This window comes from Brevibacterium sp. CBA3109 (assembly GCF_040256645.1).
GTDB lineage: Bacteria > Actinomycetota > Actinomycetes > Actinomycetales > Brevibacteriaceae > Brevibacterium > Brevibacterium koreense.
Genome location: NZ_CP158281.1, coordinates 2,091,845 through 2,106,295, shown reverse-complemented (window position 1 = coordinate 2,106,295; position 14,451 = coordinate 2,091,845). Strand labels below are relative to the sequence as shown.

General features: G+C 61.9%; 12 protein-coding genes. All 12 read left to right on the top strand.

The window, feature by feature from the left end:
• The 12 genes from ftsW (at window position 1) to dnaE (ending at window position 14,412) form a co-directional block, all read left to right on the top strand.
• Complete coding sequence (gene ftsW / locus AAFP32_RS09730) at window positions 1-1,638, top strand: putative lipid II flippase FtsW (protein ID WP_350268966.1); 1,638 nt, start codon at window positions 1-3, stop codon at window positions 1,636-1,638.
• Between the two features lies 1 nt (window position 1,639).
• Complete coding sequence (locus AAFP32_RS09725) at window positions 1,640-2,740, top strand: UDP-N-acetylglucosamine--N-acetylmuramyl-(pentapeptide) pyrophosphoryl-undecaprenol N-acetylglucosamine transferase (RefSeq protein WP_350268965.1); 1,101 nt, start codon at window positions 1,640-1,642, stop codon at window positions 2,738-2,740.
• Between the two features lie 2 nt (window positions 2,741-2,742).
• Complete coding sequence (gene murC / locus AAFP32_RS09720) at window positions 2,743-4,143, top strand: UDP-N-acetylmuramate--L-alanine ligase (protein WP_350268964.1); 1,401 nt, start codon at window positions 2,743-2,745, stop codon at window positions 4,141-4,143.
• Window positions 4,144-4,148: 5 nt separating this feature from the next.
• Complete coding sequence (locus AAFP32_RS09715; RefSeq protein ID WP_350268963.1) at window positions 4,149-4,904, top strand: cell division protein FtsQ/DivIB; 756 nt, start codon at window positions 4,149-4,151, stop codon at window positions 4,902-4,904.
• A 190-nt stretch (window positions 4,905-5,094) separates the two neighbouring features.
• Entirely contained in the window at window positions 5,095-6,264 is a 1,170-nt protein-coding gene (gene ftsZ / locus AAFP32_RS09710; RefSeq protein WP_350268962.1) for a cell division protein FtsZ, read from the top strand.
• 1 nt (window position 6,265) lies between these two features.
• Window positions 6,266-7,024: a peptidoglycan editing factor PgeF gene (pgeF, locus tag AAFP32_RS09705; protein WP_350268961.1), complete on the top strand. Its 759-nt coding sequence runs from the start codon at window positions 6,266-6,268 to the stop codon at window positions 7,022-7,024.
• 76 nt (window positions 7,025-7,100) lie between these two features.
• Window positions 7,101-7,589, top strand: coding sequence for a cell division protein SepF (locus AAFP32_RS09700; RefSeq protein ID WP_350268960.1), 489 nt, complete (start codon window positions 7,101-7,103; stop codon window positions 7,587-7,589).
• A gap of 102 nt (window positions 7,590-7,691) precedes the next feature.
• The gene (locus AAFP32_RS09695; protein ID WP_143923775.1) at window positions 7,692-7,991 is read left to right on the top strand and encodes a YggT family protein; all 300 of its coding nucleotides are present in this window, start codon (window positions 7,692-7,694) and stop codon (window positions 7,989-7,991) included.
• Window positions 7,992-8,279: 288 nt separating this feature from the next.
• Complete coding sequence (locus tag AAFP32_RS09690; RefSeq protein ID WP_350268959.1) at window positions 8,280-9,116, top strand: DivIVA domain-containing protein; 837 nt, start codon at window positions 8,280-8,282, stop codon at window positions 9,114-9,116.
• Window positions 9,117-9,248: 132 nt separating this feature from the next.
• Window positions 9,249-9,794 (top strand): signal peptidase II, encoded by a 546-nt coding sequence (locus AAFP32_RS09685; protein ID WP_350268958.1) that lies wholly within the window; start codon window positions 9,249-9,251, stop codon window positions 9,792-9,794.
• Window positions 9,787-10,710, top strand: a complete 924-nt coding sequence (locus AAFP32_RS09680; RefSeq protein WP_350268957.1) for an RluA family pseudouridine synthase — start codon at window positions 9,787-9,789, stop codon at window positions 10,708-10,710. The genes AAFP32_RS09685 and AAFP32_RS09680 overlap by 8 nt, the downstream gene beginning before the upstream one ends.
• A 192-nt stretch (window positions 10,711-10,902) precedes the next feature.
• On the top strand, window positions 10,903-14,412 hold the full coding sequence (gene dnaE, locus AAFP32_RS09675; RefSeq protein ID WP_350271485.1) for a DNA polymerase III subunit alpha: 3,510 nt from the start codon (window positions 10,903-10,905) through the stop codon (window positions 14,410-14,412).
• Window positions 14,413-14,451 lie beyond the last annotated feature (39 nt).

Here is a 14,451-nt window from a genome sequence, read left to right as displayed (position 1 = left end):
ATGGGACGGCAGACAACCGCGAAATCTCAGTCACGCCGTCTTCGATCGACCATGTCGGCCGAACCGGCCGTAGGCCGCGCTGGAGACACGAAGGCCGCAGCGAAGAAGGCCGCAGCGAAGCCGAGCGCGAAGTCGCCGACCACGAAGAAGGCTGCGAGCGCGAGGTCGTCGACCGCGAAGAGGCCGGCCACGCCGCACAAGGCCGGTGCGGAGAGTGCTGCTTCGACACAGGCCGGCGCGAAGACAACCGCTGCGAAGAAGACCGGCGCGAAGAAGACCGGCGCGAAGAAAACCGTTGCGAAGAAGACCAGGGCCACGAGCTCGGCTCGCAGCGGCAGACAGTCAGCGAGCGTCCACAGCGCCCAAACGACCCACGCTCAGAATCAGCCTCGGACAGGAGCTGCGCGGGCAGTGCTGGCCACTGTGCGGCGTGAATTCGCCCGAGTCTCTGCCTACCCGCTGACGACCTACTACCTGATTCTGGTTTCGGTCCTCGCCCTGACGTCACTCGGACTCGTCATGGTCCTCTCAGCGTCCTCGATCACCTCCTACGACGGAGGAGCGGGATCATCCTTCGCCTACTTCAACAAGCAGGCAGGCTTCGTCGCGATGGGCATCGCCCTCATGGTCGCGGCCACGTTCGTCCCGCTGAACTGGTGGCTCAAGCTGGCCTGGCCCGCGCTGCTGCTCGGCGTCTTCATGCAGGCGGCTGTCTTCCTCCCGGGTGTCGGCAAGTCAACGAAGGGCAACGCGAACTGGATCCAGTTCGGAGGGTTCCAACTCCAGCCCTCAGAGTTCCTCAAGGTTGCCCTGGCTGTGTGGTTGGGTGCCATCCTGGCCCGCAAATACGGAAAGATGACAACCTTCAGCCACGCCATGATCCCCGTCGTCCCGGGCATCATCCTCGCTGTCGGTCTCGTCGTCGGCGGCAATGACCTCGGCACGGGTCTGGTACTCATGGCCATGGCCCTCGTCTGTCTGTTCATCGGCTTCTTCCCGTGGAAGTACTTCCTGCTGCTCTTCGGCTCCCTGGGAGCCGTCGCCGCATTCTTCGTCTTCAGCTCGCAGAACCGGCTCCAACGCATCACCGCCGCGCTCACCGGCCACGCCGACCAGACAGCGTCCGACGTCACCGGTCAGGCCTGGCAGTCCAACCACGGTCTGTTCTCCTTGGCCTCCGGAGGCTGGTTGGGTGTGGGCCTCGGCGCCAGTCGAGAGAAATGGTCCTGGCTGCCCGAAGCCCACAATGACTTCATCTTCGCCATCATCGGAGAGGAGCTCGGCCTGCTCGGGTCGCTGGCGGTGATACTGATGTTCGTGGCGTTGGCCTGCGGCATGGTCCGGGTGATCCTGCGTTCGAAATCCAGGTTCGTCCAGGTCGCTACGGCCGGCCTCTTCGCTTGGCTGATCGGCCAGGCCGCAATCAACATCTGTGTTGTGACCGGACTCCTGCCGGTCATCGGGCTGCCCCTGCCCTTCGTGTCCTACGGCGGATCCTCGATAGTCGCGTCTCTGCTGGCGGTCGGGGTGATTCTGTCCTTTGCCCGAACAGAGGAAGGAGCTCCCGCCGCGATCAAATTGCACAAAGACCGCGTGAGATCGTCGTTCGCAGTATTGGCCAGAAAGAGAAAGAAGTGAGATGACGAGCATTCTCCTTGCCGGTGGAGGCACCACCGGCCATATATCGCCCATGTTGGCGATCGGCCGTGAGCTGCGCGAGATCCATCCCGATTGGGACGTCTTCGCACTCGGCACCGCAGATGGGCTCGAAGCAGATATCGTTCCGAAAGCCGGCTTCGAACTCCTCACCATCGACAAGGTGCCCATGCCACGTTCGATCAGCCCCGCCGCGTTGAAATTTCCGAAACGCTTCGCCGCCAACGTCTCGCGCGTCAAACAGATCATCGCCGAGCGAGATGTCAAAGCCGTCGTCGGCGTCGGCGGCTATGTCTGCCCACCCGCCTTCATCGCAGCCAAACAGGCGAACATCCCTCTGCTCGTCCACGAAGCCAACGCCAAGCCCGGAATGGCCAACCGCCTCGGCGCCGTCCTGACGAAACGGGGAATGGTCGGAGTCACCTTCCCCGATACGAAGCTGCGCAATTCGGAATTGGTCGGCATGCCGATGCCGACCGAGATCTCCGCACTCGACCGCAGCGACTTCGCCCAGCGACAGGAATGGCGAGAAGACCTCGGCCTGAGCGACGACAAACCCGTGCTCGTGGTGACCGGTGGGTCCTCTGGGGCGCAGCGCATCAACGACGCATTCCTCGCAGCGGCGCCGCTGTGCCAGGAGAACGGGGTACAGGTCCTGCACATCACCGGTGCCGGCAAGGATGAGGCCCTGCGGGAAGCTGCGGCAGAGTTGTCCGACTACCACGTCGTCGATTACGTGAACGGAATGCACAGGGCCTACGCGGTCGCTGATCTGCTCGTGGCACGTTCCGGTGCAGCGACCGTTTCCGAGGCCACCGTCGTCGGGGTTCCGGCGCTCTACGTACCATTGGCCATCGGCAACGGTGAACAGCGTCTCAACGCGGCCGGCAGCGTCAGAGCCGGAGCCTCGCTGCTCGTCGACAACGCGGACTTCACCCCGTCGACCGTGATCGATCAGATCCTGCCCCTGGTCAGGGACCAAGCCCGCTTGGATGCCATGAGCGAGGCGGCCCTCGAGCTGCACTATCCGACCAATGCCGCCGCCACCATGGCCACTATCGTCACTCGCGCTCTGAGAGGTTGAACATGAGCACAGCTGAAATCGTCCCAGCCACAGAACTGGGCGCCGTCCACTTCATCGGAATCGGCGGTTCGGGCATGTCCGGGATCGCACGGATCATGGTCATGAACGGTGTCACCGTCTCAGGCTCAGATGCGAAGGAATCAGCAGTCGTCGACGTCCTGCGGACACTGGGTGCCAGAGTTGAGATCGGGCACTCGGCGGACAACCTCGGCGAGACGGACTCACTGGTCATCTCCTCAGCCATTCGCAAGGACAATCCCGAACTCGTCGAAGCCGAACGCAAGGGCCTGCGGATTCTCCACCGGTCAGGTGCACTGGCCTCGCTGATGGCCGACAAGCGAGCCGTGGCGGTGGCCGGCACTCATGGCAAGACCACCACGACCTCCATGACGACAGTGGCGCTGCAAGCCTGTGGGCTCGACCCCTCATTCGTCATCGGGGGAGTCCTGTCCACCACGGGCACCAACGCCCATCTGGGCACCGGAGACGTCTTCGTCGCAGAAGCCGACGAATCCGACGGTTCGTTCCTGCTCTACGAACCCGCGATCGGCATCCTCACCAACGTCGAAGCGGATCACCTGGACTACTACGGGACACCGGAGAAGGTGAGGGAAGCCTTCGTCGAATTCTGTGCCGGCATCGGCGCCGACGGCGGTACCGTCATCGCCTGCGCTGATGATCCAGGTTCACTCGACGTCGCCGAGCAGGCCCGGGCGCAGGGAACCTCCGTCATCCTCTACGGAGCCTCCGAATCCGCCGATGTCCGCCTGCGCGAACTCCGTTCGGGTCTGGTCTCGGAGTTCGTTCTCGATGTACCGGGACGGACGGAGCCGCTGCCGGTGACACTGCGGCAACCGGGCACCCACAACGCACTCAACGCGACGGCGGCGATCGCCGTCGCCCACAGCCTCGGCGCCGATGTTGCCAAGGCGGCCAGTGGTCTCGGGAGCTACGGAGGCACTCGGCGTCGTTTCGAGGAACGGGGAATCGCCGCCGGTGTCCGTGTCATCGACGATTACGCTCACCACCCGACGGAGCTGCGAGCGGTTCTCAGCGCGGCTCGCGGTGTCGTCACCGAAGAGGGCCGGGTGTGGGCGATCTTCCAACCGCATCTGTATTCGCGGACGATGGAGTTCCGAGCCGAGTTCGGTGAGGCGCTGGGACTGGCCGACGAGGTCGTCGTCCTCGATGTGTTCCCAGCCAGGGAGGATCCGGTACCGGGTGTCACCGGTGCGCTGATCGCCGATCGTGTCCCACACAAAAATGTGGCCTTCGTCGAATCATTCAACGAAGCGGTGCCGTATGTTGCAGCGCGTGTGCGCCCCGGCGACCTTGTGCTCACCCTTGGCGCCGGGGATGTGACGATCCTCGGCCCTGAACTGCTCACCGCTCTGGAGGCCTGAACACAGTGGTGCCCCTTCCCGAACCGCGCACCGACGACAACTCGACTGCGGACCTCACCGGCGTCATCCGGGCACGCCGGAAACAGGTGTGGCGCCAGCGCCTCATGCTCATCGGTGCAATCGCGGCCGTCCTCGTCATCGCTGCCGTGCTCTGGTTCTCACCGCTGTTGGCTCTCGACAAGGTCAGCGTCAAAGGCAGCGAGCTGATCGACCATGAACAGGTTTCGGATTCGGTGCTCAGCGCCGACGGCGGCAAACCGCTGCCCCGGGTGCGCCCAGGGACGGTGGAGAAGAACGTACTCGAGGAGTTTCCCCGCGCGAAAGAAGCCTCGGTACACTATTCGGGACCGCGCAGCCTGAGCATCGTCATCACCGACAGGGACCCGGTTCTGGCGATCACAACGGCGGCTGGGTTCAAACTCTTCGACGATGAAGCCGTCAACTTGGGCACCGTTGAGAAAGCACCCAAGGGCGTGACCGTGCTCAAAGACTCCGGCGGTGCACCAGACCAGAAGACCGTGGCCGCAGTGATCCGCTTCATGGCGGAACTTCGACCAGGGCTGCGTTCCGATTTGGCCTCGATTCATGCCAAGGACGAAAACAACCTCGCAGGGGTCATCGACACGGGAAAGTCGCAGGCGAAAGTCGTCTTCGGTGACAGCACAAACGCAAGCCTGAAGATGCGCACCGCACTGCAGCTGGCGGCTGATGGCCGCACCGATATCGACGTCTCCGTCCCCTCGGTGCCCGTGACGAACTGAAAACCCGCGAAACCGGGTGAGTTGGCTGTCATTGCCGCCGACACACCGGGGCTGAAGTTTGGCCGATGTCCGACACTCCGGGGAGAATGGTTGCAGTGGTGTTGCCCCGGACAATAGCCTCAGGGCAAAGAAGACTTTTCGAATTTGCACGCAGATGATGCGTGGACGATGCGCCGAAAGAGGAACCGACTTGGCTGAATTCCCACAATCCGGAGCGGATATCAAAGTTGCCGGTACCGGCGGCGGCGGTGTCAACGCTGTTCAGAGGATGATCGACGTCGGACTGCGCGGCGTGGAGTTCATCGCGATCAACACCGATGCCCAGGCCCTCGTGCTTTCGGACGCAGATGTGAAGCTGGAGATCGGCCGCGACCAGACTCGCGGACTCGGCGCCGGTGCTGACCCGGAGATCGGCCGCAAGGCTGCAGACTCCAGCGAAGAAGCCATCCGCGACGCCCTCGAGGGTGCCGACATGGTCTTCGTCACCGCCGGTGAAGGCGGAGGAACGGGCACAGGTGCGGCCCCGGTCGTCGCCCGTGTCGCACGTTCCCTGGGAGCACTGACGATCGGCGTCGTCACACGCCCATTCACGTTCGAGGGGCGCCGCCGTTCCGCGCAGGCCGAGGCTGGCATCGCCGCGCTTCGCGAAGAGGTCGACACCCTCATCGTCATCCCGAACGACCGACTGCTCTCCATCTCAGACCGCAGCGTGTCCGTCGTCGACGCGTTCCGCTCGGCCGATGAGGTTCTGCGCTCCGGCGTCCAGGGCATCACCGACCTCATCTCCGTCCCGGGACTGATCAACCTCGACTTCGCCGACGTGAAGTCCGTGATGCAGGATGCCGGCACCGCCCTGATGGGCATCGGAGCGGCCACCGGTGATGACCGCGCCGTACAGGCAGCCGAGTCCGCCATCGCCTCACCGCTGCTCGAGGCCAGCATCGACGGTGCCCACGGCGTACTGTTCTGCATCCAGGGCGGTGCAGACCTCGGCCTGTTCGAAGTCAACGAAGCAGCCCGACTGGTGCAGGAAGCGGCACACCCCGAAGCCAACATCATCTTCGGTGCAGTCATCGACGACAACATCGGCGACGAATGCCGAGTCACCGTGATCGCAGCAGGGTTCGACAACACGGTCGCCGGCCAGGATTCAGCCCCAGCTGAAGCTGCCCCCGCCTCGATTCCGATGGCGACGAACCCGGCAGATGTCGAATCAGCGCCAGCGGAACAGGCAGAGACAGCAGGAGACGGCGAGCCCGAATCTCGCCGCGACGAGCATCAGATCCCGACCTCCCTGCCCAGCGAGCGCAGCAACTCGAGCCTCGACAACGATCTCGATATCCCGGATTTCCTGAAGTAAGATGCTGCACTCGAGATTCGTCGTTCCCGGAAGGCTGAACGCACATGTGGCGTTCACCGACCGGCACGGCGGCTACTCGAGGGGTGACCTGTCATCGTTCAACCTCGCCCGACACGTCGGGGATGACAATGAGCTCGTCGCCGCAAACCGCGCCGCTCTGGCCCAGGTTCTCGGGCTGAGCGGTGAGCGACTGAGCTTCGTTTCCCAGGTCCACGGAACCGATGTGGCCATCATCGATTCGCCAGAGCAGCTGCGGGACGATCCTGTGACGGCAGACGCGCAGGTCACGACACGCGCCGGTATCGGATTGGCGATCATGGTGGCAGACTGCACACCGATCATGCTCGCGGACCCGGAGGCTGGTGTCATCGGCGCGATTCACGCCGGACGCCCCGGCATGGCAGCAGGGGTCGTGCCGGAGACGATCGCTGAAATGCAACACCTGGGCGCGACTGACATTCATGCGATCATCGGGCCGTCAGTGTGCCCGCGCTGCTACGAAGTTCCCGCCGCGCTGCGGGAAGAAGTTGCCGCGATCGAGCCTGTGGCCGCCTCGGTGTCCGTGACCGGGACCCCAGCGATCGACGTCGCGGGGGCAGTGGCCGAACAGCTGCGACGCGCAGGTGCGTGCATCGACCATTTCTCCCGTACCTGCACACGGGAATCCGAGGATCTGTTCTCCTACCGGAGACAACGCAGCACCGGCCGATTCGCAGGCGTGGTCTGGCTGCAGGAAGAAAACCCCACGACACACCCATGAGACTCACCAGCCAAGCTGGTCAGTTGAGATAGTTTGGCGGCAGGCGAGGAAGTGCCGAAGGCCGAGGAGTGGAAAAATGTCAGCAATAAAGAAGACGCTGGAATACCTGGGTTTCGTCGAAGAAGAGGACGAGCCCATGGAACGTCGTGACCGTGAGATCATCGACACCTACGAAGAGCCCGTCGACGACCATGTCGAGGACGAGGAACGGCCCCCTGCCCAAGTGACGCCGATCCATCCGTCACCGATTCGCCCAGTTGACTCTCCCGCGCCAGGAATCTCCATGAACCGCATCAAGACAATCCACCCCCGCAGCTACAATGACGCAATGGTGATCGGTGCCGCGTTCCGCGAGGGAACACCGGTGATCATGAATCTCTCCGAGATGGACGAGAACAACTCGAAGCGACTCGTTGACTTCTCTGCCGGTCTGATCTTCGGCCTGCACGGTTCCATCGAGCGCGTGACCAACAAGGTGTTTCTCCTCACCCCCGAGAACATCGAGGTCAGCGGAGAGAACGAGTCGGATCCGGACACCCAGGCGAGCTTCTTCAACCAGAGCTGAGTGCTCCGACCTTCAATTGAGGTCGTTCTTATCTCATCCTCAGCTCGGACGTATACGCTGGGTATCGACAGCTAAGCACCAAAGAAAGGCACGAGGAAACACGTGGCCATCATCTTCTACATCCTCGGCACAGCACTCAGTCTTTACGTCTATGTTCTCCTGGCACGGGTGGTCCTCGACCTCGTGCAGGTTTTCTCGCGCGAATGGAAGCCCGCCGGCTTCTTCCTCGTGCTGGCCGAGATCGTGTACACACTGACCGATCCGCCACTGCGTCTGCTGCGCAAGGTGATTCCACCCTTGCGGTTGGGACAGATCTCACTGGATCTGGGCTTCATCGTGCTGCTGATCGGTATTCAGATTCTCGCATCGGTGCTGTTCAACTTCTCGAGGGTGACGGCCTGAATCTGGGCGTAGGAATCTGACAGCCTGAAACAGTGAGTCCGGATCACCTCCGGCCCCTGCTCTCACTCCGTTCTGGGCCTATTGCCGACATGGCAGTCACCTACTGGATCTGAGTCTCAGTTGGCCGAATGGTTCCAGGTGTTGTTAGGCTCGATGCGGGAAATTTTGTCAATGAATACGTGACACGGCATTTCTGCAGGACAAAACTGCAGGTGTTACGCTAATGTGACGTTGAAGCCGTCTTGATGGCGGCAGCGTAATGAATGTAGATCGACCAAAGGTGACCTCATGGCGCTCACGCCTGAAGACGTAGTAAACAAGCGGTTCCAGCATGTGAAGTTCCGCGACGGGTACGACCAGGATGAAGTCGACGATTTCCTCGATGAGGTTGTCGTAGAGATTCGCCGCCTTTACCAGGAGAACGACGAACTTCGTCAGAAGCTGTCCACCGCGGAACAGCGCGTCAAGGAACTCGACGCTGGCGGGGCATCTCCTGCCGCACCTGCTGAGGATACCGACGCCACCCAGGCAATGCCTGCAGCGGTGCCGGCTCCCTCTTCGCCGAAGGAGACCGAGGCGCCGGAGCAGGAGAAGGCTCCCGCAGCTCCTGCTGTGTCGGAAGCGACCGAGCAGCCATCAGCACCTGCAGTCAAGGAAGCAGCTCCCGCTGCGCAGGCGCCAGCTTCGAAGGAATCTGCTCCAGCCATGGACAGTGCTGCACCTGCAGCAACAGGCAGTGCCGCTGGACTCGGGCTCGGATCGACCTTGGGCAGTGGAGACGGCGACGCCCACGGGCTCATCGCTCTTGCTCAGCGCGTCCACGACGAGCACGTGGCAGAGGGCGAACGCCGTCGCGACGAGCTCATCAAGAGCGCTGAAACCGAAGCCAAGGACATCGTCGGCAAGGCCGAGACGAAGCGCGATGAGATCCTGTCGACTCTGGAAACGCAGAAGTCGACTCTCGAGCGTTCCATCGACCAGCTGTCGAACTTCGAGCGTCAGTACCGGACGCGTCTGAAGAGCTACCTCAACGATCAGCTGCGCGACCTCGAAAACTCAACGAGTCTGGCACCGGAGACCCTGGACGGGAGCACCTTCGGTTCGTCGTCGAATCACAAACTCTGATTCGTCACAGCAGACACGCAAGGTCCGGGAACTCTATGGAGATCCCGGGCCTTGTTCGTGCTCCCGTGCGTCGGAGCAGAGCTTCGCAGCCAGCGCCTTCGTGTCCTGAGACAGTAAGTTAGAATGAGCCAAATGAACGATGATGCCACTGACACGAGACCCCGGCGGCGCAGAATGCTCGGGGCGTTGTTCGGCATAGCCGTGATCGTCCTCGTGGTGGATCAGTTCACCAAGTTCCTCGCGGTCAGGTTCCTCGAAGGGCAGGAGCCGATCTCAGTCATCGGTGCTCTGGCGGGCTTCAACTTCTATCGGAATCCCGGAGCGGCGCTGGGCCTCGGGTCTGGTGTGACCTGGATCTTCCCCCTCATCGCGATCGCTGTGTTCGCAGCGATCATCATGCTGTCGAGGAAGTTGGGTTCTGTGGCGTGGGCCATCGGACTCGGACTGCTGTTGGGCGGACTGTTCGGCAATCTCGTGGATCGGCTGTTCCGGCAGCCTGGTTTCCTCCACGGCGCCGTCGTCGATTTCATCGACCTATCGTTTTTCATCTGCAATGTCGCCGACATTGCGATATCCGCAGCGGCGGTCACCCTCGTGGTGGCAAGCCTCAAAGGCATTGAACTGGACGGATCGGACTCGAAGCACGCGAGCACGGTCGGAGAGGACACACATGGCTGAACGCTCAATCCTGGTACCCGAGGGCCTCGACGGCCAGCGGGTGGACTCGGCGCTGTCGAAGCTGTTGGGACTCTCCCGTACAGCAGCTGCCGACATCTGCGCAGAAGGGGGCGTGCAGCTGTCCGGACACGTCGTGGCGAAATCAGACCGCGTCGAAGCCGGTGCACGCTTGGACATCATGATGCCTGAGCCTCCGCGCCCCTTGGAAGTCGTTGCCGATCCGGTGCCGGGGATGAAGATCGTCCATGACGAAGATTCCTTCGTCGTGGTCGACAAGCCCGTTGGCGTGGCCGCACATCCGGCACTGGGGTGGAAGGGAAGGACCGTCGTGGGTGGACTCGCCGCCGCCGGTTTCAGGATCGCCACTTCGGGTGCGCCTGAACGTCAGGGGATCGTACAGCGCCTGGATGTGGGCACCTCGGGCCTGATGGTTATCGCGAAGAGCGAGTACGCCTACAGCGTGCTCAAACGTGCGTTCAAGGAACGCACCGTTGAGAAGACCTATCACGCGGTGGTCCAAGGACTGCCGGATCCCGTCCTCGGTACAATTGACGCGCCCATCGCTCGCAACCCGCGACATGACGGCCTCTATGCGGTCCACAGCGGAGGGAAGAACGCGATCACCCACTATGAGGTGCTCGAAGCGCACCGCCGAGCCTCCCTGGTCGAAGTTCATCTCGAAACCGGGCGGACCCACCAGATTCGAGTTCATTTCTCCGCGCTCAAACGCCCCTGCGTCGGTGATCTTCCCTACGGGGCTGATCCGGTCCTGGCTAAGGATCTTGGTCTGGAACGTCAGTGGCTGCACGCTGTCAAACTCGGGTTCCATCATCCCAACTCGAACGAGTGGGTCGAATTCGAGAGCGGGTACCCCGACGATCTGCAGTACGCGATCGACCGCATCCGCACACCCTGAGCCCAGGCGCCAGTGAGCACCCAGAAGGCCGCATCATGACCTCGACGACTTCCCGTTTGTCGGCCGCCGAGGCTCCGCTGGGCGAGCCTTCGATGGTCTAAGCTGGGTGTCGCAACAACGGTCATATCTGAGGGAAGGCTGCCAGTGCCGAAAGACGATTTCGTCCATCTTCACGTCCACACCGAATACTCGATGTTGGACGGAGCAGCCCGACTCACGGACTTGATGGCCGCGACCAAAGCCTCCGGAATGTCGGCCATCGCGACCACAGATCACGGCTACCTGTTCGGAGCCTTCGACTTCTGGTCACAGGCGACTGCCGCCGGCATCAAGCCCATCATCGGTGTTGAAGCCTATGTCACCCCGGGCACGGATCGCCGTGACAAGACGAGGGTGAAATGGCGCACGGACGAGTCGCAGAAACGCGACGACCTGTCCGGCGGTGGTGCCTACACCCACATGACGCTGCTCTCTCGCAACAATACGGGCATGCGCAATCTGTTCAAGGCCTCGTCCTACGCCTCCCTCGATTCGGTGTTCAGCAAATGGCCGCGCATCGACCAAGACCTGCTTGAAACCTATTCTGACGGGCTGATCGCGACCACAGGCTGTCCATCGGGGGAGATCCAGGTGCGGTTGCGCTTGGGACAGTACGAAGAGGCCAAGGCTGCGGCCGGTAAGTACCGTGAGATATTCGGCAAAGACAACTACTACGTCGAACTCATGGATCATGGGCTCTCCATCGAGAAACGAGTGACCAAGGATCTGATCCGTCTGTCAAAGGAGATGGACATCCCGCTGGTTGCGACCAACGACCTGCACTACACACATGAGTCAGATGCGAAGGCGCACGAGGCGCTGCTGGCCATCCAATCCGGGTCGAAGCTGATCGAACCCACCTATGACCAAGGCGGCTCGCGCTTCGCCTTCTCCGGATCCGGCTACTATCTCAAATCACCCGCGGAGATGCGGGCGCTGTTCTCCGAGTTCCCGGAAGCCTGCGACAACACGCTCGAGATCGCTGAGAAGTGCGAAGTCTCCTTCGACACGTCTGCGAACTATATGCCGAAGTTCCCCTGCCCGCCCGGAGAGGACGAAACCTCTTGGCTGGTCAAAGAGGTCCAGACCGGGCTCGAGTATCGGTATCCGGGAGGAATTCCCGACGATGTGCGCAAGCAGGCCGACTACGAACTCGACGTCATCATCTCAATGGGCTTCCCCGGCTATTTCCTCGTCGTCGCCGACTTCATCAACTGGTCCAAGGACAACGGCATCCGTGTGGGTCCGGGGCGCGGTTCGGGTGCCGGTTCCATGGTCGCCTACGCGATGCGCATCACCGATCTCGATCCGCTCAAGCACGGACTGTTCTTTGAGCGCTTCCTCAACCCTGACCGTGTCTCCATGCCCGACTTCGACGTCGACTTCGATGATCGCCGCCGCGGCGAAGTCATCGACTATGTGACACGGAAATACGGCGACGAACGGGTTGCGATGATCGTCACCTATGGCACGATCAAGACGAAGATGGCGCTCAAGGACTCCGCACGAGTCCTCGGCAAACCGTTCTCCATGGGGGAGCGCCTGACGAAGGCGCTGCCACCAGCCGAGATGGCCAAGGACATTCCGCTGGCCGATATCGAGAACACCGAATCCAAGCGCCACAACGAGGCAGGGGAGTTCAGAGCATTCGTCGACTCGGACACGGATGCCCGTGAGACCTTCGAGACCGCAAAGGGCATCGAGGGTCTGAAACGGCAGTGGGGAGTCCACGCAGCCGGAGTCATCATGTCCTCGGATCCGATCATCGACGTGATCCCGATCATGCGCCGGTTCCAAGACGGCCAGGTCATCACCCAGTTCGACTACCCCACCTCCGAGGGCCTCGGACTGATCAAGATGGACTTCCTGGGGCTGCGAAACCTCACGATCATCTCCGACGCTGTGGAGAACATCAAGGCAAACCGCGATGACGATCTCGACTTGGAACACCTCGACCTCGACGATCGAGGCGCCTATGATCTGCTCTCTCGCGGTGACACCCTCGGTGTATTCCAGCTCGACGGTGGCGGACTGCGTGCCCTGCTGCGGCTGATGAAGCCGGACAACTTCGAAGACATCTCCGCGACGATTGCGCTCTACCGTCCGGGCCCGATGGGAGCCGACTCCCACACGAACTTCGCACTGCGCAAGAACGGACTGCAGGACGTCACGCCGATCCACCCGGAGCTCGAAGAGCCGCTCGAGGACATCCTCGGCACCACCTACGGACTCATCATCTACCAGGAGCAGGTGATGGCGATCGCGCAGAAGGTCGCCGGGTATTCGCTGGGTCAAGCAGACATTCTTCGTCGTGCGATGGGCAAGAAGAAGAAGTCCGAGCTGGACAAACAGCAGGTGGGCTTCTTCGGAGGAATGAAGGAACGCGGCTTCTCCGAGGCAGCGGCTCAGGCACTATGGGACATTCTGCTGCCCTTCTCTGACTATGCGTTCAACAAGGCCCACTCGGCCGCCTACGGTCTCGTGTCCTACTGGACCGCGTTCCTCAAGGCTCACTACACGGCGGAGTACATGGCAGCCTTGCTCACCTCGGTGGGCGACAACAAGGACAAACTTGCCATTTACCTCAACGAGTGCCGTCGGCTGGGCATCACAGTGCTGCCACCAGATGTCAACGATTCGGCTCTGCACTTCACACCAGTCGGTGAGGATATTCGCTTCGGCATGGGTGCTGTGCGCAACGTTGGTGCCAACGTCGTTGACGGCATTGTCGAAGCACGTGAAGAGAAGGGGGCATTCACCTCATTCACGGATTTCCTCGACAAGGTGCCCAGCCACGTATGCAACAAGCGCACGATCGAATCGCTCATCAAGGCCGGCGGCTTCGACTCATTGGGACAGACCCGGCGATCACTCGTCGAAGTGCACGAAGAAGCAGTGGATTCCGTCATCGGCGTCAAGCGTCAAGAAGCCAATGGACAGTTTGACCTGTTCGCCGGGCTCGGCGGCGACGATGACGAACCGAGCTTCTCCGTGGCGATTCCCGATCGACCCGAATGGGAGAAGAAGGAGAAGCTGGCATTCGAGCGCGACATGATCGGCCTCTATGTCTCCGACCACCCCCTCAACGGCCTTGAGGGCGTCCTCGCCGCCGAATCGGAGGCCTCCATCGCCGATGTGGTGGATCCGGAGACCCATCGCCACGACGGTTCTCAGGTGAAGATCTGCGGCATGATCACCCAGGTTGCGCGCAAGGTCTCGAAGAACTCGGGCAAACCGTATGCGATTGTGACTGTGGAGGACCTCGAAGCCGAGATAGAGGTCATGTTCTTCGGCGACACCTACGAACCAGTGGCGAGCCTGCTGGCCACCGATCTCGTCATCAGCCTGACCGGACGCATCCGCCTCTCCGATGATCGGCCGACCTCGATGATGGCGATGTCGATGACGATCCCTGACGTCACCGATCCGAAGGACCGGCCCCTCAACCTGATGCTGCCGATGGAGAAGGCGACGGAGGAGATGGCATCCAAGCTGCTCCGGGTCCTCGAATCACACAAGGGGCAGACCGATGTGCACCTGGTCCTCTCGCAGCCCGGCAGACACACGGTGATGCGACTCGACCGCGCTATCCGCGTCGACCCCAACCCGAGCCTCTACGGTGATCTCAAGGCACTGTTGGGGTCTCGCTGCCTGAGCGCCTGAGGCACTGCCTGGTCGCCCGAAACGGAAGCAGAGGCAATC

What these genes read in the sequence shown, in the direction of transcription:
- AAFP32_RS09700 (WP_350268960.1), top strand. Translation starts at nt 7,101, where the DNA reads ATGTCAGCAATAAAGAAGACGCTGGAATACCTGGGTTTCGTCGAAGAA.
- AAFP32_RS09690 (WP_350268959.1), top strand. Translation starts at nt 8,280, where the DNA reads ATGGCGCTCACGCCTGAAGACGTAGTAAACAAGCGGTTCCAGCATGTG.
- ftsW (WP_350268966.1), top strand. Translation starts at nt 1, where the DNA reads ATGGGACGGCAGACAACCGCGAAATCTCAGTCACGCCGTCTTCGATCG.
- AAFP32_RS09680 (WP_350268957.1), top strand. Translation starts at nt 9,787, where the DNA reads ATGGCTGAACGCTCAATCCTGGTACCCGAGGGCCTCGACGGCCAGCGG.
- murC (WP_350268964.1), top strand. Translation starts at nt 2,743, where the DNA reads ATGAGCACAGCTGAAATCGTCCCAGCCACAGAACTGGGCGCCGTCCAC.
- AAFP32_RS09725 (WP_350268965.1), top strand. Translation starts at nt 1,640, where the DNA reads ATGACGAGCATTCTCCTTGCCGGTGGAGGCACCACCGGCCATATATCG.
- pgeF (WP_350268961.1), top strand. Translation starts at nt 6,266, where the DNA reads ATGCTGCACTCGAGATTCGTCGTTCCCGGAAGGCTGAACGCACATGTG.
- AAFP32_RS09685 (WP_350268958.1), top strand. Translation starts at nt 9,249, where the DNA reads ATGAACGATGATGCCACTGACACGAGACCCCGGCGGCGCAGAATGCTC.
- dnaE (WP_350271485.1), top strand. Translation starts at nt 10,903, where the DNA reads ATGTTGGACGGAGCAGCCCGACTCACGGACTTGATGGCCGCGACCAAA.